Genomic DNA, 26,772 nt, shown 5'->3' with positions numbered 1-26,772 from the left:
CCGGTGGCGACTTCAGAAACCCCGCTGTCAGCCTGTTCCGTGCTCTCATTTCTCGTCCACCCAAATATACACCCTAGGGTATTGGATAGGACCGAACAGCACAAGACAAGCAAAGACAGACAGGACCAAGTTTTTAAGCCTTAATGGCGCAAATGTGGACAGAGGCGAACTAGCACATACAATATGTGGGTGCTCTCCAGCAGCACCATTTTCCAGACATGGCAAGTTGTCTGACACCGCTCAGGTCGGCTGTTCGGTCCTCGGAAGGGTGATCCGGGGGCCAGCGGCGGGGCACCGGTTGGCGCCCCCTTACGATCCGGTCACGACCTCACCCGGCCCAGTCCCAGGGCCGGGTATAGGCGCCGAGGGCCTTTTGCACGTCCGCATCGGTGACTGTGCCGGTCTTGCGCAGGTAGCACACAAGGCCAAGCTTCTTGTCCTCTTCGACCTTGGCCACCTCGGCGGCCACCTCGGCCGCCGACAGCGCCGCCCCGTAGATCCGGGCGATGGCCAGCTTGCGCAGCTCGTTCTTGAGCGTCTTGCCCACGGCCGTCTTGGGCAGCTCGGGCACGATATCGAGGTGCTTGATGTGCGCCGCGCGTTCGTGGATGCGCTCGTTGGCGAACAGCATCAACTCGTCCGCCGTCACCTTCGCGCCGTCCACCAGTTCGACATAGGCGCAGGGCAGTTCACCGGCATGGGCGTCGGGCTGACCGATGGCGGCGGCAAAGGCCACGGCCTCGTGGCCGGCCAGGGCCTCCTCGATCTCGGCGGGGTCGATGTTGTGGCCTCCGCGAATGATCAGGTCCTTGGCGCGGCCCGTGATCCAGAGATAGCCGTCTTCGTCGATCCGGCCCAGGTCGCCGGTGCGCAGGTAACGGTCGTGGTGAAACAGGCCGTTGTTCTTCTCGGTCTGGGTATAGGTCTTGCCCTCGAAGACACCGGGGCTGTCGACGCAGATCTCGCCGATCTCGTTGACCCGCGCCTCGGCCGGGCCGTCAGAGGTATGGTTGAGGATGCGCACGTCCGAATGGGGAAACGGCAGACCGATGGAACCCACGCGCTTTTCCCCTTCGGGCGGGTTGATCGAGACCAGGCAGGTGGCCTCGGTCAGACCATAGCCCTCGCAGATGGTCACGTCGGCGGCTTCCTCGAATCGGCGGTAAAGCTCCAGCGGCAGCGGCGAGGACCCGCAGAAGACCAGTTGCAACGAGGAAATGTCGGCATCCACCTTGCGCTGCATCATCGCCGACAGGGCCGTGGGCACCCCGATCAGGAAGGTCGCGTTGTAGCGCTCGATCAGCTTCCAGAGGTTGTCGAAGACGCCGTCGCCACGATAGCCCTGCGGGGTGGGAAACACGATATGCGCGCCGGACCCCAGCGAGGCGCCCAGCGACACGATGGTCGCGAAGACATGGAACATCGGCAGCGGCGTCATCTGCACATCCGTTTCGGTGAACAGCAGCCGCTGGCCCAGCCAGGCATTGTAGATGATCCCCGAATAACGGTGCTGTGCGACCTTGGGCATTCCGGTGGTCCCGCCGGTGTGGAAATAGGCGGCCACGCGGTCCGCCTGGCTGTCCTCGAAGGCCAGAACGGGCGCGTGCCGGTCCAGCTCGGTGTTGAAATCGATCACCCTGGCCTGATGGCCGACATGGGTCTTGGGCCGCACCAGCGGAACGATGAGTCTCTTCAGCCCCGTGATGTAGCGCAGCAGGTCCACCTCGAGCACGGTTTCGACATTGGGGGCCAGCGCCACCGCCTCGGCGGCCTTCTGGGCCACGTCGGTCTTGGGGAAGGCCCTGAGCGTGACCAGGACCTTGGCGTCGGTCTCGCGCAGGATGGCGGCGATCTGTTCGGGTTCGAGCAGCGGGTTGATCGGGTTGACGATCCCGGCCACCGCCCCGCCCAGATAGGTCAACGCCGCCTCGGTGCAGTTGGGCAGCAGGAAGGCGACGACATCGCCTTCGCCCACGCCCAGACCCCGGAACATGTTGGCCGCCTGGCTGACCTTGTCCTTGAGGTCGGTCCAGGTCAGCGTCTCGTCCGGTGCCTTGGGGTCCGAAAACATCTGGAAGGTGAGGGCTTTGCGCCGCCCGTGGGCCGCCTCGGTGTGCGACAGCATCTGGTAGAGCGTCGCCGGCATGTCGCGCTCTTCCCACGGCATTTCCTGCTCGATCGCGTTGCGATCGGCCATCGAGGCAAAGCTCATGGTCGTCTCCTCCCTGAAAGACCGCCGAAGCCTTTTGCGGCCCATGATCGTTTCGCCAAATGATGATTGCGCCGCGATGACAAAGCAAGAGTGACGCGGCGAAATTCCTGCCCGTCAGATGCGCATGTTCCGGGTCGCGGCGTCCGAGCCGCCGGATCACACTCGGGCAAGGAGACGTGCGATGACCGAACTCACCCTTGCCCTTGTGCTGTTTCTCTTCCCACTGGCCTACAGCCCCGGGCCCGGCAACCTGTTCTTCGCGGCCAACGGGGCACGCTTCGGCGTTGCGGCCACCCTGCCCGCCTTCGTCGGCTACCACCTCGCGACGTGGTTGGTGACATTGGCCATCGGCCTGGGACTGATCGGCACCATGACCACCGCGCCGCCCCTGGCGCGCGCGCTGCAATGGGCCGGGGCCGCCTACGTCGCCTGGCTCGCCCTGCGATTTTCGCGGGCCGGCGCGCTAAAGGGCACGGGCGTTTCCCGCCCGGCCCGCCTGCACGACGGGGCGCTGCTGCTTCTTCTGAACCCCAAGGCCTATGTCATTATCGTGCTGATGTTCACGCAATTCGCGCCCCTGATGTCCGATATCCCAGGTGCGACATTGGTGATCACCACGGTCTTCACGCTCAACAATTTCGTGGCATTCCTGGTCTGGACGCTGGCAGGTGATCTGTTGGGCCGCTGGTTCCGCAATGACCGCTCCGCGCGGGTCCTGAATTTCGGATTCGGCCTGCTGCTGATCGGCGTGGCGCTTTGGCTGCTGACCGCCTGAGCGGATCACTCCGCCGCGAGACCTTCGGTGAATTGCAGGCGTGCCAGCCGGGCATAGAGGCCGTCTTCGGCCACCAGCGCGTCGTGGGTGCCTTGGGCAACGATGTGACCTTCCTCGAAGACGACGATCCGGTCGGCCTTTTTCACCGTCGCCAGCCGATGCGCCACGATCAAGGTGGTGCGGTCCCGCGACAGTGTGTCGACGGCGTGCTGAACCGCGCGTTCGCTTTCGGCGTCCAGCGCACTGGTCGCCTCGTCCAGCAACAGGACAGGTGCATCGCGCAGGATTGCGCGGGCGATGGCGATGCGCTGTTTCTGCCCGCCTGACAGCATCACTCCGCGTTCCCCGACATAACTGTCGTAGCCCTCCGGCAGCGCCTGCAGGAAGTCGTCGGCGGCGGCGGCGCGGGCGGCGGCCTCGACCTCGGCATCGGTGGCATCGGGTCGGCCGAACCGGATGTTCTCGCGCGCGGTTTCGGCGAATATCACCGGGTCCTGCGGCACCAGCGCAATGTGACGGCGGAAATCGGCCCTGGCCATCTCGCGCAGGTCGGTGCCGTCGAACCGCACCGCGCCGCCCTCGGGGTCGTAGAACCGCAGGAGAAGTTGAATGATCGTGGTCTTGCCCGCCCCGGAAGGGCCGACCAGCGCCACGGTTTCGCCGGGGTTCACCTTCAGGTCGATGCCGTCCAGCGCCCTCTGCCCGGGGCGCGACGGGTAGCTGAACGTCACATCCTCGAAAACGATCTCGCCCCGGCGCGCCGCGGGGGCCGGCAGCGGGTTGGCCGGGTCCTGCACGGCGTCGGTGGACCCAAGCAGTTCCACCAGACGTTCGGTCGCGCCGGCGGCCCGCTGCAATTCGCCCCAGATCTCGGTCAGGGCGCCCACGGCGCCAGCCACCATGACCGAATAGATGACGAACTGCACCAGTTCGCCGATGGACATCTGGTCGGCGCGCACGTCGCGCGCCCCGATCCAGAGCACCCCAACCACCCCGGCAAAAACGAGGAAGATCACGATGGCCGTCATCACCGCCCGCACCCCGATCCGGCGGCGCGCGGCGACGAAGCTCTTTTCGGTGACGTCGTGGAACCGGGCGCGGCTAAGGCCCTCGTGGGTGAAGGCCTGCACCGTCTGGGCGGACAGAAGCCCCTCGGAGGCATTGCCCGAAGACGCCGCGATCCAGTCCTGGTTTTCGCGGCTCAGGCTGCGCAGACGCCGCCCCAGCAGCACAATGGGCACGACCACCGCCGGCACCACCAGCAGCACCATGCCTGTCAGCTTGGCCGAGGTGAAGAGCATGAGCACGAGCCCGCCCATAAAAAGCAGCAGGTTGCGCAGGGCGATCGAGACCGAGGAGCCGATCACGCTGAGGATCAGGGTAGTATCCGTGGTGATCCGGCTGAGCACCTCGCCGGTCATGATCCGCTCGAAGAACGCGGGCGACATGGAAATCATCCGGTCGTAAACGGCGGTGCGGATGTCGGCGACCACGCGCTCGCCCAACCGCGTGACCAGGTAGTAGCGCACGGCCGTGCCCAGCGCGAGCAACCCCGCGATCAACAGAGCGGCGCCAAAATACTGATCCAGCAACTGGCCCGAGGAGGTGTCGAAATTGTCCACAACGCGGCGCACCGCGATGGGCAGCATGAGCGATATCACCGCCGTCACGACCAGCGCCAGGATCGCCGCCGTCATCATGACACGGTAGGGACGCAGGAAAGGCCAAAGCTCAGCCAGCGCACCAACGCGCTTGGACTTCGCGCGATCATCGTCAGTGCTGTGGGGGGCGCGTGCCATGGCGGTCCTGTTCGTCGCGTAATTGCGCGTGACTTAGCGACAGACCCAGCCAAGCACAAGTCTCGGGTGGGGGGCGCGACCACGGGCTCCAGACCGTCGTCCGGCGCCACGACCTGTGCTGTCAAGGGCGGACGTCAGGGGCATGTTCCTGGAGCGGGTAGCGGGAATCGAACCCGCACCAAGAGCTTGGAAGGCTCGTGTGATACCATTTCACCATACCCGCTCGCCTGCACGACGTCCTATTTGATGCGCTCGGAGCGGTCAAGTCGAAGCGTGTGCGGGCACCGGGGACGGCTACGCTGCCGGGGAGGTCGGCAGCCCTTGACCCAACTTGTCGCGCACCTCCCGGTCGTATTCGCCAACGCGCTCCACGTTGTGCATGATCCGCCTGAGCCACCGCATCGCATCAGTCGCCTGGAACGTGTTCTGGACCGAGTAGATCCCGACATGCTCGCCCAAGAGAAGACCGCGCCGGTGTCTCTTGAACCGGTGGGCGACCGGCTCGTTCATGCGGCTCATGCGCGCGCCGATCTGTGCAAGTTCCAGCTTCCGGTCGGACGCCAGGCAGGCGGCGAACCATCGCGCAGGCCGCCGGGTGACCGCGTCATCTTCCAGCACGTGGATGAAATCACGTCGCCGGGCCTGTTCCAGAAGGCGCCCGAGGTGGTCGACCTGGTGCATCAGGGCGGCAAAGGCAGCGGCCTCTGCCGGCTTGTTGCGCGGCATGGAGATCCGGGCCGTGTAGTCCTTCAGGTCGTCCAGTGTCAGTCTCACCCGCGGCTCCAGCGCCGACAGCCGCCGCAGATCGCGCCTGGGGCCGAGGGCCTGCGCATAGGCCGAAAAGATCTCTCGCGCGGCCCAGGTCACGACGACATGGGCGGACTGCATCGCCGCGCCCTCGTCACTGAGCAGGCGGCGGTCCAGTTCCGGCGTCAGTCGTTTGCTCAGATCGGGCCGCAGCCTTGCCACCAGGGCGGCAAACCGATGTGTAACGGGCAGGAAGGCCAGCGTCCCCAGCAGGTTGAACCCGGTGTGGAACAGGACGAGGGCGGTATCATCCCCGGTCCGCGCGGCCAGTGCCTCAAGCGGCGCGGCAATCACCAGCAACAAGGGAAAGGCGATCGCCATGGTCCCGAGATTGAACAGCAGATTGGCGATCGAGGTCTGCTGCATCGGCCGCGACCCCCCGATCGCCGCGATCAGCGCGGTAAAGGTCGTGCCCAGGTTCATGCCGATCACGGCTGCCGCCGCCTGGATCAGCGGCAAGGCACCACTGCCAAGCAGAACCAGCACCACCGCGACGGCCGCCGACGAGGATTGCATCACCACGGTGACCGCCAGCCCCAGCGCCGCCATCGCCAGCATCCCGCCCAGGCCCGTTCCAGGTGTACGTTCCGGCGTGATCCAGTCCGCCGCGCCGGACATGCCCTCCTGCATCATGTCCAGCCCGATGAACAGCAGGCAGAAGCCGGCCCCGATCCGCCCGATCCGGGCCGCATGACCCTGTGACAACAGCAGCGTCAGGCTGGACAGGAACAGCAGGCCCATCGCAACCGCGCCCAGCTTGAGCTTGAACCCGACCAGCGACACGATCCAGCCGGTGACCGTCGTGCCGATATTGGCGCCGTAGATCACGCCAAGCGCATGTGGAAAGCTCAGCAGCCCGGCCCCGACGAAGCCCACGGTCATCACTGTCGTGGCCGAGGACGACTGCACGACCGCCGTCGTCACCGCGCCGCTCGCGACGCCTCGCAGCGGCGTGGTCGTGAACCGGCCAAGCAGCCGACGCAGCTTCGCGCCCGCCGCCTCGCGCAGCGCCTCCGTCATGATCGTCATGCCCAGCAGGAACAACCCGATCCCGCCCAGTGCAGTCAGTGTCTCCGACATCGTTGCGATCCCTCGCGTTCGACAATGCGGCCAGCGATGGCCGAATACAAGCGCGGCCCGGCCCCTTTGCAAAGGCCGGACTTGCCCGACTAATCCGGCTCTGTCATCCCCTCGATCGGCCGCGCCAGCGGGGTCGTCGCGGATCGGCTGTGATCGGCGCCCGCTTGCGGGATCCCGGTCTTGCCCCTCTGGCAACCCATCTGCAAAGGCCCTATCTGGGCACGAAACCAGACCGGAGGACACCGCTCATGCCGCCCCGCAACCAGGCCGCGCTCGATTTCCTGCTGACCCGGCGTTCGCGCCCGGCCAAGACGCTGACCACCCCGGTGCCCAATCGGCTGGAACTGGACCAGATGCTGACGGCCGCCGCGCGCACGCCTGACCACGGCAAACTGGAGCCCTGGCGCTTCATCGTGCTCGAGCGGGCAGTCCTGCAGCGGCTCGCCGCGGCCATCCCGCAGCGCCATGACGCCCTGGGCCTGCCCCAAGAACAGCTTGAGAAGGGCCTGGCACAGTTTAGAGACGGCGACCTGGCCGTCGCGGTGATCGAAAGCCCGGTCCTGTCCGACAAGATACCCGCCATCGAGCAAACCTACTCGGCTGGCGCGGCATGCCTTGCGCTGCTGAACGCCGCGCTGGCCGCCGGCTGGGGCGCGAACTGGCTGAGCGGCTGGCCGGTGCACGACCGGACCTTCGTGGAAACCTATCTGAACCTGACCCCGAACGAGAGGGTGGCGGGCCTGGTTCATATCGGCACCGAAACAAATGCACCGCCCGACCGCCCACGCCCGGACCTGAGCCAGAAAGTGACGGTCCTCGAATGATCCTGGCAGATTTCGCCAAGGCCCTTGGCCAGGTCGGAGACCCGCGGTTTCGGAGGGTCATGTGGTGGGGCGTGGGGCTGACCCTGGCGCTTCTGGTGGCGGCCTACGCGGGGGTCTTGCAACTGGCCACGATGGCGGACCCCGGTTCGGTGTCGCTGCCGGTCATCGGCGAGGTCACGTGGATCGGCGACCTGCTGACCTGGGGCAGCGCCGCCATGATGCTGTTCTTTTCGGTCTTCCTCATGATTCCCGTGGCCTCGGCCATCACCTCGATGTTTCTCGACGATGTGGCGCAGGCGGTCGAGGACCGCCATTACCCGCATCTTCCGCCCTTGGGCCGGCAAAGTCTGTGGGACGCTTTTCGCGACACGGTCAATTTCCTGGGCGTTCTGATCGGGGCCAACCTTCTGGCGATCCTCGCTTACGTCATCCTGCCGTTCGCCGCGCCCCTCATCTTCTACGGGCTCAACGGGTTCCTGCTGGGGCGCGAGTATTTCACCGTTGCCGCCATGCGCCGCGAGGGCCGCGCCGGGGCAGATGCCATGCGCAAGGCCAACCTGCCGCAGATCTGGATGGCCGGCGTCCTGATGGCGCTGCCGCTGACAGTGCCGCTCATGAACCTGTTCATCCCCATCCTCGGCGCGGCGACCTTCACGCATCTCTACCACCGGCTGGCGGGCACGGCCCTTGACCCGCGGGGCTGATCAGCCCCCGCCCGGCGCGCGCCCCTCGGGCTGCAGCCGATAGACCCCCTCGGGCAGATCCAGAGCCATTGCAAGGTCACGCAGTTGCGCCATCGACAGAGTGACGCGCACCACCGTGTCGCGACGCGGGTCCAGCTGTTCCACGGTCACGCACTCCTCGAAGGCATTGATTGTCACGTCTTCCTGAAGGTGGGTTCCGCCCTCGTCGACAAGGGTGACGACCGTGGCGTCGAATTCGTGCTCGATCGTGAACATGGGGCGCGGCTCCTGTCGGGTTGGGTGTCGGGGCAGTCTTTCGCCCAAGGGCGCGATGTCAAGGCGGGCAGGTCTGGTGTGCCGTTGCAGGGATGCTAGGTTGCCAACAAGCGAAACCTGGCAGAGGCGACAGGCGATGTTTGCGAGATGGGCGTTCCTGGTTGCGGGGCTCGTATTGACGGGCTGTACCATGCCGCCCATCGCCGACGCACCTGATCCGGCACCGGCCATCCTGCCCCCGGTGCAGGGCTTCGACATCCCGCGCAACGCAGGGGCGATCCAGCGCGCCTTTATCGAGGTAGTCGACCGGGTGGAACCGGTGGCCGAGGCCGAGTGCCGGCGCACTACCCCGCGGCGCAACTGCGACTTCCTGATCGTGGTCGATGATCGACCCGGGGTACCCGCCAATGCCTTCCAGACGCTGGACGACGACGGGCGCCCGGTGATCGGCTTCACCCTTGCGCTGATCGCAGATGCGCGAAACCGCGACGAACTGGCCTTTGTCATGGCCCACGAGGCGGCGCACCACATCGCGGGCCACATCGCACGACAGCAGCGCAATGCCACCCTGGGGGCACTGGTCTTCGGCCAGTTGGCGGGGGCCACAGGCGGTGACGTGGCCGTGGCCCAGGACCTGGGCGCGGCGCTGGGCGCACGCAGTTATTCCAAGGAATTCGAGCTTGAGGCCGACCGCCTGGGCGCGATCGTCGCAGCCAAGGCCGGGTTCGACCCGTTGCGCGGCGCCGCCTTCTTCTTTCGCATCCCCGACCCGGGCGACCGTTTCCTCGGCACGCACCCGGCAAATGCAGACCGCATCGAAACCGTGCGCGCGGCGATCGGGGGCCTTTAGCCGGGCAAACTGAAGGTGCCCATGGAAATGGCAATGAAGAAACAGGCCGAAGCGGCAAGCACATGCCCGTGCCAGATCGCGTTGGCAAAGCGCAGTTCGACCCAGTAGAACAGGATCACACCCACCGAATAGGTGATGCCGCCCGCCAGGATCAGCACCGAGGCCCCAAAGGGCAACAGTTGCACCAGCGGCCAGGCCAGCAGCAGGCTCATCCAGCCCAGCACGAGGTACATCACCGCGGCCCACTTGCCGGGGCGCTTGCGCAGGGCCAGCTTGACCACGGCCCCGATGCTGGCCAGCGCCCAGACCAGCGTCAGGACACCGTAGGCAAAGCCCGTGCCGATGAAGACCGCGAAGGGGGTATAGGTGCCCGCGATCTTGAAATAGATCGCCGCCTGGTCAATGCGCCGCAGGGTGTCGCGCAGAGCCTCCCAAGGGGCAAGGTGATAGAAGGCCGACACCACGAAGGACGCGATCAGCGCCCCGCCGTAGACCGCCAGGCCAGCCAGCGTGCCGCTGTCGACGCGACCGCTGGCAAAGATCAGGAGCACCACGGTGCCGGTCACGGCAAAGCCGATGCCCAGCATATGCAGCGCGGCATCCGCCATCACCTCGGCACGGGTCGTGGCTCGGTCTGTCATGCCTTCAATGTAACGATCCGCGCGGGACTGTCACAGGGGACGTGACGTCAAGCGGGGTTTGCGCAGGCAGCGCAACGGTTTGATCTGGCGCAATGCGGGCCGGGCCCGGCGGCGGCAGGCTGGCATGAACGGATCAGACGGGGATGCAACTGATGAAGACACTTGGCGATGCGCGCGATCACTACTGGCTCATGAAGGGCATGTCCCGGGCACGGGGCGTGGACTTGGGCGCGGCCCTCACCGAAGGGCGGCTGAGCCACGACGATTATGCCGGGATGGTCCAGGCCTGCCGGTCCTGCTCGAAGCCCGGGGCCTGCAAGAAGTTGCTGAACCTGCGCGAGGCACTCGAGGTCAGCCCCGGCTACTGCGTCAACCGCGAGCGGATGGACGATCTGGCCGGCTGAACCGGCGGTATCCATCATGCCAAGGCCCGCGACCTATCACCTGGACCGCGCCGTGACCGGACCGGCGCCACGGCGCACGGGCGCCACCGCCCCGCGCGGACCTGTGGCCCGTTGGCTCAGACCCCGACGTGGCGTGTATCCGGGTGAAGCGATTTGCCCAGGATATGATCGGTCCGGTGGATCACCCTTGCCGCCGGGCCGACGATCTCCGGCTCGGGCGGACACGCGATATCGTGGTCCTTGTCGGGATAATCCAGGGTCGACAGGAAATGGCGCATGCAGTTGATCCGCGCGCGTTTCTTGTCGTTGGATTTTACAACGGTCCAGGGCGCGTCCGCGGTATCGGTGTAAAAGAACATCGCCTCTTTCGCCTCGGTGTAGTCGTCCCACTTGTCCAGACTCGCCTTGTCGATGGGCGAGAGTTTCCACTGCTTGAGTGGGTCGGTTTCACGCGACTTGAAGCGGCGTTGCTGTTCGCCTTGCGTAACCGAGAACCAGTACTTGTAGAGCTGTATCCCCGAGCGCACGAGCATGCGCTCGAAGTCCGGGGTCTGGCGCATGAATTCCAGGTATTCATTGGGCTTGCAGAAGCCCATGACCCGTTCGACCCCTGCTCGGTTGTACCAGGAGCGGTCGTAGAAGACCATTTCGCCGGTTGTCGGCAATTCCGTGATATAGCGCTGGAAATACCACTGGCCCTTTTCTTCCCAGGTCGGCTTGTTGAGCGCGACCACGCGGGCCTGCCTGGGATTCAGGTGCTCGGTGAACCGCTTGATCGTGCCGCCCTTGCCGGCGGCATCGCGCCCCTCGAACAGCAGGACGAATTTCTGCCCCGTCTCCTGTGCCCAGAGCTGCACCTTGAGCAACTCGGCCTGAAGCCGAGCCTTTTCCGCCTCGTAGGGCCCGCGGCCCAGCTTGGGCAGCTGCGTCCGGCTGTCGCCGGGTTCCGGGCCCGGCTTCGTTGCTGTTTCGGGGCCGGTGGATGGCTTGGCGGGTGCGGCAGCGTTGCTCATGGTGTCTCCTGTCCATGTTGATCGGGCAGAGACTAGCAGCACCTGCCGCGATCCGCCTTGATGTGGCTCAAGCGGTATGGGCATTATCCGGCACATGCGGATCATCGAGAATGTCATCAGCGACCGGGGGTCGAAATACGCGGTGTCCGGCGGGCCGGTGGGATCGGCACAAGAGGCGAAGGCGTTCGTCAAGGCACTGTGCAGAAAGAAGAAATTTGCCAAGGCGACGCACAACAGCTGGGCCGTTCTGCTGCCCGCGGGGCCTTTGAAGAACGACGACGGAGAGTCCGGGGCGGGGATGGTGATCCTGCGGATGCTGGAACGCGAAGGCGTCGAGGGGCACCTCGTCTGCGTCACCCGCTGGTTCGGCGGCAAGCACCTGGGCGGCGACCGCTTCCGCCATGTGCAGGAGGCAGTGCGGATTTACCTGCAGGAGCCGTGAGCCGCGCGTCGTTGGCGGCGGCGGTGCAGCGCATAAAGCACCGGGGCCGTGATGTGGCGATAGCCAAGGTCGGCCAGCCCGTGAATGCCCGGTAGCCCGGTCAGCCGGGCGAGCCAGCGCCAGCCGGGCAACCGCGCCCAAAGGATGCGAAAGGCATCCAGCCCTTCATGGATACGGCCGTCCTGTTCCACGCGGAAAGTCTGCGCGGCGGCGTCCCGGTCCAGCCCCCAGTTCGGGGCCGCGTCCAGCCCGTCGATTTCCAGCGTGATCCCGGCGCGCTCGGCCTGCCGCGCATAGGCCGCAACCTCGCGTGAACAGATGGGACAGGTGTCATCGTGCAGGACCTTGGTCATGTCGGGGAGGTAGCGGAAAGGAAGTGAAGGGCAAGATCGGACCGTTGGCGAGAGGCGGGGTTTGGCACCAATGTCCGGCCGGGTGGAACTTGCCCCGAGGCGGCGCCGCGGCGCAGTCTCCGCCCATCGTCATGCCAAAGGCATGCCTCTGGCATGGCGCGCCCCACGCGGCGGTGATGGACGGCTCCAGAGGTCGAGAGCGGCCGGACGGTCAAATTCTTGTTTCTGGTTTCTTTGGAAAAGGTCCCCCGGATCGTCTGCTATGTCCGGATGGCCCCCCACAAATCATACTCCCCCGCCTCGTCGACCTCGACCGAGACGATATCGCCGACCGACAGCCCCTCCGTTCCCTCGTCGATGAACAGGTTGCCGTCGATCTCGGGGGCGTCGGCCTTGGTGCGGCAGGTGGCGATGCCGTCCTCGTCTATGTCGTCGACGATCACGTCCACGACATGGCCCACCTTGGCCGCCAGCTTGGCCTCGGAAATCGCCTGGGCCTTTTCCATGAAGCGGTCCCAACGGTCCTGTTTGACCTCGGCGGGGACATGATCGGGAAGCGCGTTGCTGCGGGCGCCTTCGACGTTTTCGTATTGAAAGCAACCGACGCGATCCAGTTGCGCCTCGTCCATCCAGTCGAGCAGATGCTGAAACTCCGCCTCGGTCTCGCCCGGATAGCCGACGATGAAGGTCGAGCGCAGGGTGATATCCGGGCAGATACCGCGCCATTCGGCGATGCGGTCGAGGGTGCGTTCGGCATGGGCCGGGCGGGCCATGCGGCGCAGCGTGTCCGGGTGGGCGTGCTGAAAGGGGATGTCGAGATAGGGCAACACCAGGCCGTCCGCCATGAGCGGGATCAGCTCGCGTACATGCGGGTAGGGGTAGACGTAATGCAGGCGCACCCAGGCGCCGAGTTGCCCCAGATCGCGGGCAAGCCGGGTGATGGGTTGCCCTGCGCCCGCCCGATCCTCGCGGGACCAATCGGTGCCATAGGCCGAGGTGTCCTGGCTGATGACCAACAGCTCTTTCACGCCGTTTTCAACGAGCTTTTCCGCCTCGCGCAGCACCGCCTTGTGAGGTCGGCTGACAAGGCGACCGCGCATGTCGGGAATGATGCAGAACTTGCACTTGTGGTTACAGCCTTCGGAGATCTTGAGGTAGCTGTAATGGCGCGGGGTCAGGCTGACGCCGCTGGCGGGCAGTAGGTCCACGAAGGGGTCCGGGTCCGGCGGCACGGCGGCATGGACGGCGTCGAGGACCTGTTCGTATTGATGCGGCCCTGTGACGGCGAGGACCTTTGGGTGCGCGCCGGTGATATACTCGGGCTCGGCCCCGAGGCAGCCGGTGACGATGACGCGACCGTTTTCGGCAAGCGCCTCTCCGATGGCATCCAGGCTTTCTGCCTTGGCGCTGTCGAGGAACCCGCAGGTGTTGACCACCACAGCGTCGGCTCCCGGATAGTCGGGCGAGATGGCATAGCCCTCGGCCCGCAGTCTTGTCAGGATGCGCTCGCTGTCTACCAATGCCTTGGGGCAGCCGAGCGAAACCATGCCGATGGTCGGCTGATCATCACGTCCCTTGGGGCGGGCGGTTTCGGTGACGCGGGCTTTCGCGAGATCGGGGCGCAGGTCGGGCGGGTTCTGGGGCATGGAACCTGCCTTACCGCGCCGACGCGTCCGCGGAAAGGGTGCATCGCCGGGCCATGGTCCTTTCGCCGCCCAGACCTATCTTTGACGCACGCGGCCGCGAGCGCCCGCAGGACAGGAGACCCGACCATGCCCGAACGTATCCTCGCCATCGCCACCGTGCTTCTCGCGCTTGTGGCCCCTGCCCTTTCTGCCGAGCCGGATCGCATGGTCTTCGACTCGATCGACGGCGGCACGCTGCGGCTGGATGGCCCGGCGCTGGTCACGAACACGGCCTCGCTTTGCGGCTTCACCCGGCAGTTCGACGACCTGCAGGCCCTGCACGAGGGCTACGCGGACGACGGGCTGACCGTGCTCGCCGTGCCCTCCGAGGACTTCCGGCAGGAACTGGACAGCGAGGATGCCGTCAAGGCGTTCTGCGAGGTCAATTTCGACCTGACCCTGCCGATGACGGTGATTACCCCGGTGAGGGGGGCCGAGGCGCACCCCTTCTATCGTTGGCTGGCACAGGAGCACGGCATCGCCCCGCGCTGGAACTTCCACAAGGTTCTGATCGGCCCGGCAGGCGAAGTGCTGGGCCAATGGGGATCACCCGTACGCCCGACCTCGCCGGCCATCACCGCCGCGATCGAGACCGCCCTTGGCGACTGATACGCCACCGCTGTTCCTGGGCTCGGAAATCTACCGCGGCTCCAGCTATGGCCCGTGGCACCCGCTGCGCATCCCGCGCGTGTCGACCGTGATAGACCTTGCGCGGGCGCTCGGCTGGCTGGGGCCGGATCAATACCGCACCAGTCCACGCGCCAAGCCGGCCGCGCTGACCGGGTTCCACACGCGCCGCTATGTCGCGGCGCTGCACCGGGCCGAAAAGGATCAGCACGTGGCCGAAGCCATCCGCGCCCAGCACCACATCGGCACCGCCTCGAACCCGGTCTTCCCCGAGATGTATTCCCGCCCCGCAACGGCCGCCGGGGCGTCGCTTCTGGCGGGCGAATTGCTGGCCCGCGGCGGCGTGGTGCATTCGCCCGCGGGGGGCACCCATCACGGCATGCCAGACCGGGCCAGCGGCTTTTGCTACCTCAACGACGCGGTGCTCGCGATCCAGGCGTTGCGCCGGAACGGGGCGCGGCGTGTCGCCTACGTGGACATCGACGCGCATCACGCCGACGGGGTCGAACATGCTTTTGCAGACACCCCCGAGGTGCTGCTGATTTCGACCCATGAAGAGGGGCGCTGGCCACGCACGGGCGGGTTGGACGATCGCGGAGTCGGGCAGGTCTACAACCTGCCCCTGCCGCGCGGCCTCAACGATACCGAGATGGCCCTGATCCGCGATGGACTGATCCTGCCGCAAGTCGCGGCGCACAGGCCCGATGCGGTGGTGCTGCAGTGCGGGGCCGACGCGGTGCTCGAGGATCCGCAATCCCGGCTGGCCCTGTCCAATCGGGCGCATTGGGCGGTCCTGCGGGCACTGCGGTCCGTGGCGCCGCGCCTTCTGGTGCTCGGCGGAGGCGGCTACAATCCCTGGACCGTGGCGCGGCTCTGGGTGGGGAACTGGGCCGTGCTGAACGGGCACGAAATGCCGGCGCGGCTGCCCGAGGCGGCGCAGCGGGTCCTGCGCGCCCTTCACTGGACACGTATCGGCTCGACCCGGGAAATCAAACCTGAGCCGCACTGGATCAGCACCTTGGCCGACGCCCCGCGCGAGGGGCCGATCCGGCCCGAGATACGCGCCCGGATCGGCCTTCTTGCAGGCCGCGGCGCGGCCTGAGCGCCCGCCGCCACAAGGGCGGCGGGCCGGCCCGATCAGGCCGCGAGACCCAGCTTGTAGACATGGATCTCGAAGGTCGGGTGCTGCTCGGCGCCCAGCACCTCGGGGCGCGCGTGGCGATAGGTCGACCGCCAGTAGGGCTGCACGATCACACCCTCGTCCTGCATGATCCGCTGCATCTTTTCCGACAGGGTCCGGCGGGTGTCCGCATCTGCGATGGACAGCGCCTCGGCCAGGGTCGCGTCGAATTCGGGGTTGGAAAAGCCCGCCTCGTTCCACGGCTCGCCCGACCGGTAGGCCAGCGCCAGCACTTGGACACCGAGGGGCCGCTGCGCCCAGTCCGTCGCCGAGAAAGGATAGTCCGTCCAGGCATTCCAGAAGGTGGCCCCGGGGATCACCGTCCGTTTCACCGGGATGCCCGCGTCGCGCAGCTGCGCGGCGACGGCATCGCAGGTGGCACGGCGCCAGTTGTCCTCGATCGAGATCAACTCGTGTTCATAGTCCGCCATGCCAGCTTCGGCCATCAGGGCGGCAGCGCCCTCGGGGTCGTGCACCGGGGCCGGAAGCTCGGCGTATTCGGGGTGGATCGGGCAGACGTGGTGGTTCTCGGCCACCCGGCCGCGACCGTCATATCCGAGGTCGAGCAGCACATCGTTCGACACCGCCATGGCAAGCGCGCGACGCACGCGCACATCCGCGTAGGGGCGCTGCCCGTCCACTTCGGCCTGTTGGTTCGGGCGCACGATGACGGTGTTCGCGGTCACGGCCTCGGACCTGCTCCATCCCAGGGTGTCCATCAAGGCGACGAACTCGCCCAGCGATTCGTAGACCATGTCCACCTCGCCCGATTGGGCCGCGGCGAAATGCGACGCCTGGTCCGTGCCGAAGTCGACATATTCAATCCGATCCAGGTAAGGGCCGCCGAAGACCTCGGTGCCCCACCAGTCGTGGTCGGTGTTGCGCACGAGCGCCGAACGAACCCCGACCTGCAACTCTTCGGGCAGATACGGACCGGTACCCTTCGGGCTGGCCATGGGATCGCCGGTGAAGTCCTGCGGCACGATGGCGGCCGGATAATCCGAAAAGCCCGCGATCAGGGTGATGTCGGGGGAAGACAGGTTGAGCGCGACCGTCAGGTCATCTGTGACCTCGATCGCACCGTCCCGGGCCGTTCCCGTTTCGGGATCGATCAGCGGCGTCATGCGCGAGGCCATGGAATTGCCCTCGACCGCCTGCTCGCACCAACGGGTGATGTTATGGGCCACGTCGGCGGCGGTGAACGCCGTCCCGTCATTCCAGGTCACGCCGGGACGCACGCGCAGGGTATAGCGGGTGGCGTCGGCGTTGACCGCCCAGCTTTCGAGCAGCATCGGCGTGATCGACCCGTCACGCTGATATTCCACGAGGTATTCGAGCCAGCCACGCGAGAAATTCGACATCTGCGGCCAGTCGTAGGTCCGCGGATCCTTGAGCGCGCGCACGTCCGACTGGATGCGCAGTGTGCCGCCTTGTTGAACATGACCGGCAGCGCGCGCAGAAGTGGGCGCAGACAGACCGATCAGCCCGTAGGCGGCCCCGGCCGAAACGCCAAGCGAGGTCGCCCGGGTCAGGAATTCACGCCGCGAGAGTTTTCCGTCGCCATGTTCGGCGGCAAGATCGCGGGCGGCGGGATGGGGGGTATGTGTATCCATGACGATTCCGATTTTGTGGGGAAATGCGCACCGCACTGCGGCGGCTTGGCGCGACGATGGGGTTTCCGTTGCCACGCAACGGATGGCACGGCTCACCCGCGCCTTGTGGCAATGGTAGGTGACACCGCCCCGGAACCAAGGAAAAAGTGCCCCGGCGGCACGAGCCGGTCACCCTATCGCTGCCAGGTGTCGCCCAGGCGATCGGCCCAGTCGTAGTCCTGCACGGTGATCAGGCCCGACCAGATCACGCCGGCCAGCACCGCCCATATCAGCAGTGCCCACACCGTGGTGATCCTGGCCTTGCGCTTGAGCTGCGGATCGGCCGGGGCGCTCTTGTGGGTGCCGGGCACGACGTCGCCCGCCTCGCCTTGCGTTGTCAGGCGCAGCGGCAGAACCACGAAGAAGACCATGAACCAGACCACGGCCAGGAGCACGAGAGACGAGGTGATTCCCATCAGACCTGTTCCAGTTCCGTCAGGGTGCCGTTCATGTCCTTGGGATGCAGGAACAGCACCGGCTTGCCGTGGGCACCGATCTTCGGCTCGCCGTCGCCCAGCACGCGCAGGCCGGACTCTTTCAGCTTGTCGCGCGCCGCAAGGATATCGTCCACTTCGTAGCAAAGGTGATGGATGCCGCCCGCGGGGTTCTTTTCCAGAAAGCCCGCGATCGGGCTGGACCCGCCGAGCGGGCAAAGCAACTCGATCTTGGTGTTGGGAAGCTGGATGAAAACCACCGTGACACCGTGGTCGGGTTCGTCCTGCGGCGCGCCGACCGAGGCGCCCAGCGCATCGCGGTATTGCGCCGCCGCGGCGTCCAGGTCGGGCACGGCAATGGCCACGTGGTTCAAGCGTCCGATCATCTTCGCCTCCGGTTCGGGACTACGGCGTATATGGGCCAGTGGCGCGGCCGGGGCAATCCGTCGCGCCACGACCGACCCCGCGCCCCAACGTCGCGGCCGTTAACCGGCCCTTCACCAAGCTGGTCCCTAATGAGTCGCAGATCAAGTCACTGCATCCGGGGGTATTGCCGAATGGACAGCCTCGACGACCTCATCACCACCCCGGCGCCGACCGCGAAGCGCCCGCTGCTTGGCCTGACTGTCCTCGCGGTCGAAGACAGCCGCTTCACCTCGGAAGCGCTGCGCCTCTTGTGCCTGCGGTCAGGGGCGCGCATTCGGCGCGCGGACACCCTGCACCATGCCCGCCGCCACCTGCGGGTCTATCGGCCCTCGGTGGTGCTGGTGGACATGGGCCTGCCGGACGGATCGGGCGCGGGTCTGATAGCAGACCTGGCCCAGGCCAGCCCGCGGGTGGACGTCCTTTTGGCGATGAGCGGGGATTTCGACACCCATGACGCCGCACTCAAGGCCGGCGCCGACGGGTTCCTTGCCAAGCCTGTGGCGAATCTGGGTCAGTTCCAGTCGGTGATCCTGGAACACCTGCCGTCGGCTCAGCGTCCATCCGGACTGCGCGTGCTGACCGACGATCGGGTCGAGCCCGACAGGATCGCCCTGCGCGACGACCTCGCGGCGGCCGCCGATGTCCTGTCCAGGGCCCCCGAGGGGCGCCGCTTGCGCTACCTGGCGCAATTCCTGGGCGGCGTCGCCCGCAGCGCCGCCGACACGCCGCTGTCCGAGGCTGTCGATTGCCTCGACGAGCTTCTTGCCAGCGGCCAATCCCCCAGGCGCCAGCGCGACCACGTTGCCGCCATGGTGCAAGACCGCCTCGACCGTGCGCGGGCGATCTGACACCGGCCGCACCCTGCCCCGTGCCAGTTTCCCCGTCATCGTCGCAGCCTCGTCCAATTCCAGCCCGATTCGGATGCCAGATCAGGGCAAAGCGCATCGCAGGAGGGCCGAAACATGGACCGCATCGTCGCCACCGTCTGGTCCGGGGACAAGGGCAACAGCACCGTCGACTGGCTGGTTCTGACCACGGGGCTGGTTCTGCTGGCGGCCGCGGTCATGGCAGCGCTGACGCCTGCACCGCGCGAAATCGCCCACGGGAACGGCGCAGCGATCACCGCGCCGGCGACGGGTCCGGCCGCCACACGCGACACGGACGCCTGAGGGCTGCATCGTTACAACAGCAGCCCGGGACGCGCACCCATCTCCAGGCCCGGGAAGATCACCTGCTCCAGTTCATCCCGGTTCAAACCGATCATCTGGGCCATCACCCAGGCGGCATGGGCGCGCAGATCGCGCGTGGGCATCAGGTCGCGCCGGTCGTAGAGATCGGCCTCGGCCAGGCCCGGCCAGTCGCCCAGCACCTGCCCTCCGCGCAGCGCGCCCCCGGCAAACAGCATCGCGCCGCCGGTGCCGTGATCGGTGCCGCCGCTGCCGTTCTCGGCCGCCGTGCGTCCGAACTCCGTCAGGCAGAGCACCGCCGTGCGGCCCCAGACATCGCCCAGACCGGCCCGAAGCGCGAGGATCGTGTCGGACAGCATTCCACCGCGGCGGCGCAGCCCCTGGTCCTGCTGCGAATGCGTGTCCCAGCCATTGATCGAGAAACTGGCGATCCGGGTGTCGCCGCGCAGCCGCGACGCGGCAAAATCGGCCAGTTGCACATGCGTCGTATTGACGGCGACCCCCGCCATCATCGGATCGGCCTGCATCATGGCCCCGGTCTGTTCGGCCCGCTCGGCCTCGAGTTCCAGGCTCGCGGCGATCTCGATCGCATCGGCGCTGGCATCGCGGAACAGCGGATCGTCGTGGTGCACGATATTGAGCAGTTGCCGCGCCTGGGCCGAGACGGCCAGATCGGCCTCGGGCGACCAGCGCGCGGTCTCGGCGAGACCAGACAGCACCAACATCCGTTCGCGCCCGATGGCATAGGCGATCTCGGGCTCCAGCCCACCGCGCAGTTGAAGCATCCGGTTGAGCCAGCCGTCGCGCAGCCCGCCGCCCCCCAACCCCGGCAGCCCGGCCTCGAGAATGTCCTGGCCATCGAAATGGCTGCGCTTGTCGCGATAGGGCGTCGAGACCGCGTGCACCGCGCCGAATTCACCGGCCTGCCAGAGGGGATGCAAACTCTCGAACCCGGGGTGCAACGTGAAGAACCCGTCGAGGTCGAGGCCGCTCGGGTCGTCGCCCCCGCCAAGGGTCGGGCGCAGCGCGGCGAAATCCGCGTCCCCATGGGGGCGGATCGCATCCAGCCCGTCAAGAGCCCCGCGCAGGATGATGACCACCAGCCGCCCCTCCCACGGGGCATTGGCCAGGGCCACCGGCGTGACCAGCGGCGCGGCGGCCGCGGAACAGCCCAGTGCCAGGCTGCGGATCAGGACATCGCGGCGCGACAGGCTCATGGCGGGGTCAACTCCTGTTGAAAGCGGCCGAGGCCAGAACGACTCCGACCCCCTCGGTGCGGGTCTGGGCCGCGCCCGCGGCAAAGCTCACCGCCTCGGACGGGTCCGGGCCAAGCGCATGGTGAACGAAATCGCGCGGGTCCGGCAGCGCCTCCAGCAGGCGTTCGGGCGCGCGCATCGCCCAGGAAATCCGGCCCGCCATGCCTTGCGGCGTGATCCATTCACTGTCGGCCTCGGGCCAGCCGTCGGGGCCCACCGGGGCCTGCCAGGCCTGTCCCATGACGCGCATGGGCACGCGCAGCAGGTGATGCACGTCCCGGCGCCCGGCCCCCACGATCCTGTCGGGCGGGACGGCCAGCGCGCGCAGCCCCGAGGCGATGAAATCGACGGGCCGCTTGACCTTGCGATAGGGGTCGTCCCAAGCTGCGGGATGGGTCAGCATGGCCTCGACCGTGGCCAGCAGGTCCCCGCCCGTGGCGGCATAACGATCCGCCATGGCGTGGACCATGTCCGGGTCCGGGTCGGGGGCGATGAAATGCACGGCCAGCTTGCGCGACAGATGCCGCGCGGTGTCGGGGTGGCGCGCCAGGCCCTCCATCGCGTCCAGGATGTCGTCCAGAGCCGGGTCATCCCCGCCATAGGCTTCACCCAGCACGGTCTCGGCCCCCGGTTCGGCATTGCCCGGGCGAAAGTGGAACCCGCGCCTGGCCGAACTGCTCAGCCCTGTCAGAAGCTCGGCCAGCTGGCGAACGTCGCGCTGGGTGTACGCGCCGCCGACCCCCAGGGTGTGCAGTTCCAGCAGTTCCCGGGCGAGGTTCTCGTTCAGGCCCCGGCCATGCTTCAGGCCACGCGGGCTGTTGGGGCCATAGGACCTCAGCTGATCGAAATAGAGCAAGAACGTCGGGCTTGTGACCACGGCCCGCAACATGTCGGCGAAGCGCCCGGTGACATGAGGCCGGATCGCGGCTTCGATGTAGGGCGACACAAGGTGCCGGTAGCCGCCGCTGAGCGCCCGCACCGTGAAATGATCGGCCCAGAACCGCGCCAGACGTTCGCGCAGGCCATCGTGCGTATCCACCGAACGCGCCATCTCGACAGCGAGGTTGCGGGCATAGAGTTCGCGCGCCGCCATGCGCATGCGGCTGCGCGCTTCCATGGCCGCGGTGCGGTCGGCCTCGGTCTCGGCATCGCGTACGGCCAGCGCACGGGCGCGCATCGTCGCGCGGGACGGTTCGGCCCGCTCATAAGGCGGAATCGTCCAGGCCCGCGCCATGGCGTCGGGGCCGGCCAGGCTGTCCAGCATGGCCGCAACCGATCCCGGCGCGGCGCGCCCGGGCGACAGGCCCACCCCGAACCGCCGCTCGGCCATGACAGGATCGAAAGGCACAGCATCCCCTCTGCTCGGCTTCACGCCGATCCTATACGTCCGATCCCCCCTTGTCCGTCCCGAAATCGCGGCACAGGCGGGGAACTGCGCAGGATGCGGGCGGGGCGCCGGGCGCGGGCGTCAGGCCTCGGGCGGGATCACGCGCAGGTGAAGCTCGCGCAGTTGCTCGTTGGTCGGCTCGGACGGGGCATCCATCATCAGGTCCTCGGCGCGCTGGGTCATGGGGAACATGATGACCTCACGGATGTTGTGTTCCTCGGCCAGCAACATGACGATACGGTCGATGCCAGCCGCGCAGCCGCCGTGCGGCGGGGCGCCGTACTGGAAGGCACTGACCAGCCCGCCGAAGCGTTTCTTGACCTCGGCCTCGTCGTAGCCCGCCTTCTCGAAGGCCTTGATCATCACGTCGAGCCGATGGTTCCGGATCGCGCCCGAGACCAGTTCGTAGCCATTGCAGGCCAGGTCATACTGGTAGCCCAGCACCGATAGCGGATCGCCCGACAGCGCGTCCAGACCGCCCTGGGGCATGGAAAAGGGGTTATGGCTGAAGTCGATCTCGCCGGTTTCCTCGTCGGCCTCGTACATCGGGAAATCGACGATCCAGGCAAAGGCGAAGCGGTCTGGGTCGGTGAGGCCCAGTTCCTCGCCGATCACGTCGCGCGCCTTGCCGGCCACGCGTTCGAAGCTTGAGGGCTTGCCACCCAGGAAGAAGGCCGCGTCGCCCTTGCCCAGGCCCAGCTGCTGGCGGATCGCCTCGGTCCGTTCCGGGCCGATGTTCTTGGCCAGCGGGCCGGCGGCTTCCATGATCTCTTTATTAGAGAATGTTTTTTCCGCCAAGTCGCGCGCTTTGGCGTGATCTAAAGGGTCTCCTTTTTCGATCAAATCCGCAATTTCGCGAAGAAGGTCGTTCGAAGCAATGTTGTCCCCTTCGACAATTGCTTCCAAAATACCTCGCTCGACCTTCTTTGCTTCTAGCCAGTTCTCGATTTCACCCCTCACCTGCGGATTCCAATCTGGGTTCTTCACTTCGCGCCAAAAAATATACCCCATCCCCGGCAGGCCCTCTTTCTGGGCAAAGGCGTTCATCCGGTCGCAGAACTTGCGCGACCCGCCGCCGGGCGCTGGAATGGCGCGGACCTCGGTGCCCTCTTGTTCCAGCAGATTTGCGAAGATGGCAAAGCCCGAGCCGCGGAAATGCTCGGACGTGTCCTGCATCTTGATCGGGTTGCGCAGGTCGGGCTTGTCGGTGCCATACCATTTCGCCGCATCGGCATAGGAAATCTGCGGCCAGTGCTTGTCGACCTTCTTGCCACCACCGAACTCCTCGAAGATGCCCTCGATCACCGGCTGGATCGTGTCGAATACGTCCTGCTGCTCGACGAAGGACATCTCCATGTCGAGCTGGTAGAAATCCGTGGGCGAGCGGTCGGCGCGGGGGTCCTCGTCACGGAAACAAGGCGCGATCTGGAAATACTTGTCGAAACCGCTAACCATGATCAGCTGCTTGAACAACTGCGGCGCCTGGGGCAGCGCGTAGAAGCGTCCCGGATGCAGCCGCGACGGCACCAGGAAGTCGCGCGCGCCCTCTGGCGACGAGGCGGTGATGATCGGGGTCTGGTATTCGCGGAACCCTTGGTCCCACATGCGCCGGCGCATCGCGGCCACCACGTCCGAGCGCAGGGTCATGTTGCGCTGCATCTCTTCGCGGCGCAGGTCAAGGTAGCGATAGCGCAGGCGGGTTTCCTCGGGGTATTCCTGGTCGCCGAAGACCATCAGCGGCAGTTCCTCGGCCGTGCCCAGCACCTCGATGTCGCGGATGTAGACCTCGATCTCGCCGGTGGGCAGCTTGGGGTTGATCAGCTCGGGGTCGCGGGCCTTGACCACGCCGTCAATGCGGATGCACCACTCGCTACGGACCTTTTCCACCTCGGCGAACACCGGGCTGTCAGGATCACAGAGCACCTGCGTGACGCCGTAATGATCACGCAGGTCGATGAAGAGCACCCCGCCGTGGTCGCGCACGCGATGGACCCAACCCGAGAGGCGGGCGGTCTCGCCGACGCTGTCCTTGGTCAGGTCGGCGCAGCTATGGGTGCGATAGGCGTGCATGGGATGTCCTCTTGCGATGGGCGTGGCGTCGGTCGGGCCGATACACCGTGGCACCGTCAGGGGCAAGGGCGCAGGCCGCTCGGGCTTGGCCAGACGGCCGCTCTGGTCTATCATCCACGCGCATTTCTCAAAGGGGCGGCCATCTTCGGACCCGCGAACCACGGAGGGTGCCATGTGGAAGACCACGCTGGACAGGCTGCTGGACAGGCTCGTTGTCGAGGGCACGCTCGAGGTGGCCTGGGCCGACGGATCGGTCAGCAGGTACGGGCGCGACAGCAATGCCCTGGCCCCGGCCCGGATGCGGGTTACGGATCCGCGGTATTACCGGACGCTGTGCCTCAGCCCCGTCATGGCCTTTGGCGAGGGCTACATGGATGGCCAGATCGAGGTGGCGCCGGATGGGCTCTACGACCTTGTCGCGCTTTTCACCAGCAACATGCACGGGCGCGGGCAAATGCCGGCCTGGTTCCGGGCCATGCAGAACCTGCGGCGGCGGCTGAACCGGGTCCTGCAACGCAACGACCCGCGCCGGGCCCGCCGCAACGTGGCACATCACTACGACCTGTCCGATGACCTTTACCGTCTCTTTCTGGATGCGGACATGCAGTATTCCTGCGCCTATTTCGCCCGGCCCGACATGACCCTGGACGCGGCGCAGGAGGCCAAGAAGGCCCATATCGCGGCCAAGCTGCGACTGGAGCCGGGGATGCGCGTGCTGGATATCGGTTGCGGTTGGGGCGGCATGGCGCTGACGCTGGCGCGCGATCACGAGGCGCGCGTAACCGGCGTGACCCTGTCGGAAAACCAGCTGGCCACCGCGCGCGGGCGCACCGAGGCCGCGGGCCTGTCGGACCGCGTCGCATTCCGCCTGATGGACTACCGCAAGCTGGACGAACGCTTCGACCGGATCGTCAGCGTCGGCATGCTGGAACACGTCGGCCTGCCCCAGTACGATACCTATTTCAGCAAGGTCCAGGACCTGCTGGCCCCCGATGGCGTTGCGCTGATCCACACGATCGGGCAGGTCGCCCCACCCCGGCCCACGTCCGACTGGCTGGCGAAATACATCTTCCCGGGCGGCTACGTGCCCTCGCTGTCGGAACTGGCGCCGCCCATCGAACGCTCGGGGCTCTGGGCCACGGATATCGAAGTGCTGCGCGGGCACTATGCGCGCACGCTGAACCACTGGCGCCAGCGCTTCGAGGCCGCGCTGCCACAGGTGCGGGCGATGACGGACGACCGCTTCATCCGGATGTGGCGGTTCTACCTGGTGGCCTGCGAGGCGACCTTCGAGCAAGCCCGCCAAGCGGTGTTCCAGGTCCAACTGAGCCATCGGCAGTACGCCGTGCCGGTGACGCGCGACTACCTTTACCCGATGCCCGGGCGCCGGCCGCACGCGGCGCAATGACCTAGAGTGCCGCGAAGCGTGCCTTGAGCAGGGCCTCTTCGTACTCGGCCTGCGCCGTGCTGTCCCAGACCACGCCGCCGCCGACATTGAGCACCGCCGTGTCGCCCTCGCGCAGCAGGGTCCGGATCGCCACGTTGAATTCCGCGCGCCCGTCCGGGGCGGCCCAGCCGATCGTGCCGCAATACGCCTCGCGCGGGGCCTCCTCCAGGGCGCGGATGATCTCCATTGCGCGCACCTTGGGCGCCCCGGTGATCGATCCGCAGGGGTAGAGGGCCGTGAACACCGCGCCCAACCCGGTGCCGGGGCGCAGTTGCCCGACGACCCGGCTGACCATCTGGTGGACGGTGGTGTAGGTCTGCACGTGGAACAGCTCCGGCACCCGCACCGATCCGAGCGTGGCAACGCGGCTCAGGTCGTTGCGCAGCAAGTCCACGATCATCAGGTTTTCGGCGCGATTCTTGACATCACCGGACAGGTGCGCACGGGACAGCGCGTCGGCCTCCGGCGTGTCGCCACGCGGCATGGTGCCCTTCATGGGCAGCGTCTCAAGCCGTCCGTCGGCCCGGATGCGAAAGAACAGTTCAGGCGACCGCGACAGGATGTCGGGCAGGCCCTCCTGTTCGACCAGAACGCCGTGGCCGACGCTCTGACGCGCTGTCAGCGCCGCGAAGATCGCCGCGCTCTCGCCCGTGACTTCCGTGTCGATGGGAAAGGTCAGGTTGGCCTGGTAGATGTCCCCGGCGCCGATCCAGTCATGCACCCGGGCAAAGGCCGCGCCATATCTATCCGCGCTCCAGCGTGGGCGTAGCGGCCCGATCCGGGCCGGGCCGTCCGCAAGCGGTGCTGCTGGCTCCGGTCCGTCGAAAACCCCGAAACACAGCAGCGGCAGCCTGCGCGCCTCGGGCATCAGCCCGGCCAACGCAGGCTCCAGCGCGTAGCCCAGTTCGTAGCTGGCATAGCCGGCCAGCCACTTGCCGGTCGCGCGCGCGGTTTCCAGCGCGGCCAGCGCGGCAGGCACCTGGTCGGGGCGGTCGGCGCGGATCACGTCGGTTGCGCCGGCGAACTGCGCCGCCGCGCCGGCCGTTTCCGGCCCTGCCATGCTGTCGAACCTCAGCCGCACGGATGTCCCTTTTCAGGCCAGTTCCCCGGTCGTATTCCCCGGTCCCGTTCCAGTCCCGCTACATAGTCCGCGCATCGGCCGGCGAACAGGGCCGAAAACGCCCGTTCGGTCGTCAAAGCCGCCGCGCAGCGCCCCGGCAAAGGGGCGCCGCGCCAATGAGCCCTTGCACCGGCGCGCACCA

General features: G+C 66.9%; 26 protein-coding genes and 1 tRNA gene. 11 read left to right on the top strand and 16 right to left on the bottom strand.

What is annotated here, in order from left to right; all coding sequences use genetic code 11:
- Nucleotides 1-328: 328 nt before the first annotated feature.
- Complete coding sequence (locus tag VJ897_RS13485; RefSeq protein ID WP_324056213.1) at nucleotides 329-2,212, bottom strand: acyl-CoA synthetase; 1,884 nt, start codon at nucleotides 2,210-2,212, stop codon at nucleotides 329-331.
- Nucleotides 2,213-2,393: 181 nt separating this feature from the next.
- Here VJ897_RS13485 and VJ897_RS13480 point away from each other — a divergent pair, with 181 nt between their 5' ends.
- Nucleotides 2,394-2,987 carry a LysE family translocator gene (locus VJ897_RS13480; protein WP_324056212.1) on the top strand — a complete coding sequence of 198 codons (594 nt, stop codon included), beginning with the start codon at nucleotides 2,394-2,396 and terminating at the stop codon, nucleotides 2,985-2,987.
- A gap of 5 nt (nucleotides 2,988-2,992) precedes the next feature.
- Here VJ897_RS13480 and VJ897_RS13475 read toward each other — a convergent pair whose 3' ends face one another.
- From VJ897_RS13475 to VJ897_RS13465, 3 genes are all read right to left on the bottom strand, one after another.
- A complete protein-coding gene (locus VJ897_RS13475; RefSeq protein WP_324056211.1) occupies nucleotides 2,993-4,786 on the bottom strand; it encodes an ABC transporter transmembrane domain-containing protein in 1,794 nt (597 codons plus the stop codon).
- Between the two features lie 149 nt (nucleotides 4,787-4,935).
- Nucleotides 4,936-5,009, bottom strand: a tRNA-Gly gene (locus VJ897_RS13470).
- Nucleotides 5,010-5,080: 71 nt separating this feature from the next.
- Nucleotides 5,081-6,673 (bottom strand): Na/Pi cotransporter family protein, encoded by a 1,593-nt coding sequence (locus VJ897_RS13465; protein WP_324056210.1) that lies wholly within the window; start codon nucleotides 6,671-6,673, stop codon nucleotides 5,081-5,083.
- A 248-nt stretch (nucleotides 6,674-6,921) separates the two neighbouring features.
- Between VJ897_RS13465 and VJ897_RS13460 the strand changes: the two genes are divergently transcribed.
- Nucleotides 6,922-7,497, top strand: coding sequence for a nitroreductase family protein (locus VJ897_RS13460; protein ID WP_324056209.1), 576 nt, complete (start codon nucleotides 6,922-6,924; stop codon nucleotides 7,495-7,497).
- Entirely contained in the window at nucleotides 7,494-8,201 is a 708-nt protein-coding gene (locus VJ897_RS13455; RefSeq protein WP_324056208.1) for an EI24 domain-containing protein, read from the top strand. Before VJ897_RS13460 ends, VJ897_RS13455 begins: the two co-directional genes overlap by 4 nt.
- On the opposite strand, the gene VJ897_RS13450 is transcribed toward VJ897_RS13455, so the two are convergent.
- Nucleotides 8,202-8,456 (bottom strand): DUF8831 family protein, encoded by a 255-nt coding sequence (locus VJ897_RS13450; RefSeq protein ID WP_324056207.1) that lies wholly within the window; start codon nucleotides 8,454-8,456, stop codon nucleotides 8,202-8,204.
- A gap of 136 nt (nucleotides 8,457-8,592) precedes the next feature.
- Here VJ897_RS13450 and VJ897_RS13445 point away from each other — a divergent pair, with 136 nt between their 5' ends.
- Nucleotides 8,593-9,306: a M48 family metallopeptidase gene (locus tag VJ897_RS13445; protein ID WP_324056206.1), complete on the top strand. Its 714-nt coding sequence runs from the start codon at nucleotides 8,593-8,595 to the stop codon at nucleotides 9,304-9,306.
- Here VJ897_RS13445 and trhA read toward each other — a convergent pair.
- Nucleotides 9,303-9,947, bottom strand: coding sequence for a PAQR family membrane homeostasis protein TrhA (gene trhA / locus VJ897_RS13440; RefSeq protein WP_324056205.1), 645 nt, complete (start codon nucleotides 9,945-9,947; stop codon nucleotides 9,303-9,305). The genes VJ897_RS13445 and trhA overlap by 4 nt on opposite strands.
- A 152-nt stretch (nucleotides 9,948-10,099) precedes the next feature.
- Between trhA and VJ897_RS13435 the strand changes: the two genes are divergently transcribed.
- Nucleotides 10,100-10,351 carry a DUF6455 family protein gene (locus VJ897_RS13435; protein ID WP_324056204.1) on the top strand — a complete coding sequence of 84 codons (252 nt, stop codon included), beginning with the start codon at nucleotides 10,100-10,102 and terminating at the stop codon, nucleotides 10,349-10,351.
- A gap of 116 nt (nucleotides 10,352-10,467) precedes the next feature.
- On the opposite strand, the gene ppk2 is transcribed toward VJ897_RS13435, so the two are convergent.
- Nucleotides 10,468-11,364 carry a polyphosphate kinase 2 gene (gene ppk2, locus VJ897_RS13430; RefSeq protein ID WP_324056203.1) on the bottom strand — a complete coding sequence of 299 codons (897 nt, stop codon included), beginning with the start codon at nucleotides 11,362-11,364 and terminating at the stop codon, nucleotides 10,468-10,470.
- A gap of 94 nt (nucleotides 11,365-11,458) precedes the next feature.
- Between ppk2 and VJ897_RS13425 the strand changes: the two genes are divergently transcribed.
- Nucleotides 11,459-11,806 (top strand): YigZ family protein, encoded by a 348-nt coding sequence (locus VJ897_RS13425; protein WP_324056217.1) that lies wholly within the window; start codon nucleotides 11,459-11,461, stop codon nucleotides 11,804-11,806.
- Here VJ897_RS13425 and VJ897_RS13420 read toward each other — a convergent pair.
- The gene (locus VJ897_RS13420) at nucleotides 11,788-12,159 is read right to left on the bottom strand and encodes a thiol-disulfide oxidoreductase DCC family protein (protein ID WP_324056202.1); all 372 of its coding nucleotides are present in this window, start codon (nucleotides 12,157-12,159) and stop codon (nucleotides 11,788-11,790) included. The two genes, VJ897_RS13425 and VJ897_RS13420, sit on opposite strands and share 19 nt — an antisense overlap.
- A 260-nt stretch (nucleotides 12,160-12,419) precedes the next feature.
- On the bottom strand, nucleotides 12,420-13,805 hold the full coding sequence (gene rimO / locus VJ897_RS13415) for a 30S ribosomal protein S12 methylthiotransferase RimO (protein WP_324056201.1): 1,386 nt from the start codon (nucleotides 13,803-13,805) through the stop codon (nucleotides 12,420-12,422).
- 126 nt (nucleotides 13,806-13,931) lie between these two features.
- Between rimO and VJ897_RS13410 the strand changes: the two genes are divergently transcribed.
- Both VJ897_RS13410 and VJ897_RS13405 read left to right on the top strand, forming a co-directional pair.
- Entirely contained in the window at nucleotides 13,932-14,453 is a 522-nt protein-coding gene (locus tag VJ897_RS13410; protein ID WP_324056200.1) for a glutathione peroxidase, read from the top strand.
- A complete protein-coding gene (locus VJ897_RS13405; RefSeq protein ID WP_324056199.1) occupies nucleotides 14,443-15,573 on the top strand; it encodes an acetoin utilization protein AcuC in 1,131 nt (376 codons plus the stop codon). Before VJ897_RS13410 ends, VJ897_RS13405 begins: the two co-directional genes overlap by 11 nt.
- A gap of 35 nt (nucleotides 15,574-15,608) precedes the next feature.
- Here the strand turns inward: VJ897_RS13405 and VJ897_RS13400 are convergent, their stop codons facing one another.
- The 3 genes from VJ897_RS13400 to mce all read right to left on the bottom strand — a co-directional run bounded on the left by VJ897_RS13400 (nucleotide 15,609) and on the right by mce (nucleotide 18,123).
- Nucleotides 15,609-17,264, bottom strand: a complete 1,656-nt coding sequence (locus VJ897_RS13400) for an ABC transporter substrate-binding protein (RefSeq protein WP_324056198.1) — start codon at nucleotides 17,262-17,264, stop codon at nucleotides 15,609-15,611.
- Nucleotides 17,265-17,437: 173 nt separating this feature from the next.
- Complete coding sequence (locus tag VJ897_RS13395; protein ID WP_324056197.1) at nucleotides 17,438-17,719, bottom strand: DUF1467 family protein; 282 nt, start codon at nucleotides 17,717-17,719, stop codon at nucleotides 17,438-17,440.
- Entirely contained in the window at nucleotides 17,719-18,123 is a 405-nt protein-coding gene (gene mce / locus VJ897_RS13390; protein WP_324056196.1) for a methylmalonyl-CoA epimerase, read from the bottom strand. The genes VJ897_RS13395 and mce overlap by 1 nt, the downstream gene beginning before the upstream one ends.
- 171 nt (nucleotides 18,124-18,294) lie before the next feature.
- Here mce and VJ897_RS13385 point away from each other — a divergent pair, with 171 nt between their 5' ends.
- Together VJ897_RS13385 and VJ897_RS13380 are read left to right on the top strand one after the other, a co-directional pair.
- The gene (locus VJ897_RS13385; protein ID WP_324056195.1) at nucleotides 18,295-19,011 is read left to right on the top strand and encodes a response regulator; all 717 of its coding nucleotides are present in this window, start codon (nucleotides 18,295-18,297) and stop codon (nucleotides 19,009-19,011) included.
- A gap of 114 nt (nucleotides 19,012-19,125) precedes the next feature.
- Nucleotides 19,126-19,332: a hypothetical protein gene (locus VJ897_RS13380; protein WP_324056194.1), complete on the top strand. Its 207-nt coding sequence runs from the start codon at nucleotides 19,126-19,128 to the stop codon at nucleotides 19,330-19,332.
- An 11-nt stretch (nucleotides 19,333-19,343) separates the two neighbouring features.
- On the opposite strand, the gene VJ897_RS13375 is transcribed toward VJ897_RS13380, so the two are convergent.
- The 3 genes from VJ897_RS13375 to aspS form a co-directional block, all read right to left on the bottom strand.
- Nucleotides 19,344-20,567, bottom strand: coding sequence for a DUF1501 domain-containing protein (locus tag VJ897_RS13375; RefSeq protein ID WP_324056193.1), 1,224 nt, complete (start codon nucleotides 20,565-20,567; stop codon nucleotides 19,344-19,346).
- A gap of 7 nt (nucleotides 20,568-20,574) precedes the next feature.
- On the bottom strand, nucleotides 20,575-21,978 hold the full coding sequence (locus VJ897_RS13370) for a DUF1800 domain-containing protein (RefSeq protein WP_324056192.1): 1,404 nt from the start codon (nucleotides 21,976-21,978) through the stop codon (nucleotides 20,575-20,577).
- A 96-nt stretch (nucleotides 21,979-22,074) separates the two neighbouring features.
- Nucleotides 22,075-24,063, bottom strand: coding sequence for an aspartate--tRNA ligase (gene aspS, locus VJ897_RS13365; protein ID WP_324056191.1), 1,989 nt, complete (start codon nucleotides 24,061-24,063; stop codon nucleotides 22,075-22,077).
- 172 nt (nucleotides 24,064-24,235) lie between these two features.
- Here aspS and VJ897_RS13360 point away from each other — a divergent pair, with 172 nt between their 5' ends.
- Nucleotides 24,236-25,471, top strand: coding sequence for a class I SAM-dependent methyltransferase (locus VJ897_RS13360; protein WP_324056190.1), 1,236 nt, complete (start codon nucleotides 24,236-24,238; stop codon nucleotides 25,469-25,471).
- Between the two features lies 1 nt (nucleotide 25,472).
- On the opposite strand, the gene VJ897_RS13355 is transcribed toward VJ897_RS13360, so the two are convergent.
- On the bottom strand, nucleotides 25,473-26,591 hold the full coding sequence (locus tag VJ897_RS13355) for an aminodeoxychorismate synthase component I (RefSeq protein WP_414706752.1): 1,119 nt from the start codon (nucleotides 26,589-26,591) through the stop codon (nucleotides 25,473-25,475).
- Nucleotides 26,592-26,772: the final 181 nt, after the last annotated feature.

The sequence above is a fragment of the Salibaculum sp. genome, assembly GCF_035270045.1.
GTDB lineage: Bacteria > Pseudomonadota > Alphaproteobacteria > Rhodobacterales > Rhodobacteraceae > Salibaculum.
Note: the sequence above shows the minus strand (reverse complement) of the source record. Positions and strands in the feature narration are given on the sequence as shown.

Bases quoted from the DNA above. Each gene is read 5' to 3' on its own strand.
- aspS (WP_324056191.1), bottom strand. From the start codon at position 24,063: ATGCACGCCTATCGCACCCATAGCTGCGCCGACCTGACCAAGGACAGC.
- VJ897_RS13480 (WP_324056212.1), top strand. From the start codon at position 2,394: ATGACCGAACTCACCCTTGCCCTTGTGCTGTTTCTCTTCCCACTGGCC.
- VJ897_RS13450 (WP_324056207.1), bottom strand. From the start codon at position 8,456: ATGTTCACGATCGAGCACGAATTCGACGCCACGGTCGTCACCCTTGTC.
- VJ897_RS13460 (WP_324056209.1), top strand. From the start codon at position 6,922: ATGCCGCCCCGCAACCAGGCCGCGCTCGATTTCCTGCTGACCCGGCGT.
- VJ897_RS13385 (WP_324056195.1), top strand. From the start codon at position 18,295: ATGGACAGCCTCGACGACCTCATCACCACCCCGGCGCCGACCGCGAAG.
- VJ897_RS13395 (WP_324056197.1), bottom strand. From the start codon at position 17,719: ATGGGAATCACCTCGTCTCTCGTGCTCCTGGCCGTGGTCTGGTTCATG.
- ppk2 (WP_324056203.1), bottom strand. From the start codon at position 11,364: ATGAGCAACGCTGCCGCACCCGCCAAGCCATCCACCGGCCCCGAAACA.
- mce (WP_324056196.1), bottom strand. From the start codon at position 18,123: ATGATCGGACGCTTGAACCACGTGGCCATTGCCGTGCCCGACCTGGAC.
- VJ897_RS13410 (WP_324056200.1), top strand. From the start codon at position 13,932: ATGCCCGAACGTATCCTCGCCATCGCCACCGTGCTTCTCGCGCTTGTG.
- VJ897_RS13475 (WP_324056211.1), bottom strand. From the start codon at position 4,786: ATGGCACGCGCCCCCCACAGCACTGACGATGATCGCGCGAAGTCCAAG.
- VJ897_RS13360 (WP_324056190.1), top strand. From the start codon at position 24,236: ATGTGGAAGACCACGCTGGACAGGCTGCTGGACAGGCTCGTTGTCGAG.
- VJ897_RS13380 (WP_324056194.1), top strand. From the start codon at position 19,126: ATGGACCGCATCGTCGCCACCGTCTGGTCCGGGGACAAGGGCAACAGC.
- VJ897_RS13485 (WP_324056213.1), bottom strand. From the start codon at position 2,212: ATGAGCTTTGCCTCGATGGCCGATCGCAACGCGATCGAGCAGGAAATG.
- VJ897_RS13465 (WP_324056210.1), bottom strand. From the start codon at position 6,673: ATGTCGGAGACACTGACTGCACTGGGCGGGATCGGGTTGTTCCTGCTG.
- VJ897_RS13445 (WP_324056206.1), top strand. From the start codon at position 8,593: ATGTTTGCGAGATGGGCGTTCCTGGTTGCGGGGCTCGTATTGACGGGC.
- rimO (WP_324056201.1), bottom strand. From the start codon at position 13,805: ATGCCCCAGAACCCGCCCGACCTGCGCCCCGATCTCGCGAAAGCCCGC.
- VJ897_RS13420 (WP_324056202.1), bottom strand. From the start codon at position 12,159: ATGACCAAGGTCCTGCACGATGACACCTGTCCCATCTGTTCACGCGAG.
- VJ897_RS13435 (WP_324056204.1), top strand. From the start codon at position 10,100: ATGAAGACACTTGGCGATGCGCGCGATCACTACTGGCTCATGAAGGGC.
- VJ897_RS13425 (WP_324056217.1), top strand. From the start codon at position 11,459: ATGCGGATCATCGAGAATGTCATCAGCGACCGGGGGTCGAAATACGCG.
- trhA (WP_324056205.1), bottom strand. From the start codon at position 9,947: ATGACAGACCGAGCCACGACCCGTGCCGAGGTGATGGCGGATGCCGCG.
- VJ897_RS13400 (WP_324056198.1), bottom strand. From the start codon at position 17,264: ATGGATACACATACCCCCCATCCCGCCGCCCGCGATCTTGCCGCCGAA.
- VJ897_RS13375 (WP_324056193.1), bottom strand. From the start codon at position 20,567: ATGAGCCTGTCGCGCCGCGATGTCCTGATCCGCAGCCTGGCACTGGGC.
- VJ897_RS13455 (WP_324056208.1), top strand. From the start codon at position 7,494: ATGATCCTGGCAGATTTCGCCAAGGCCCTTGGCCAGGTCGGAGACCCG.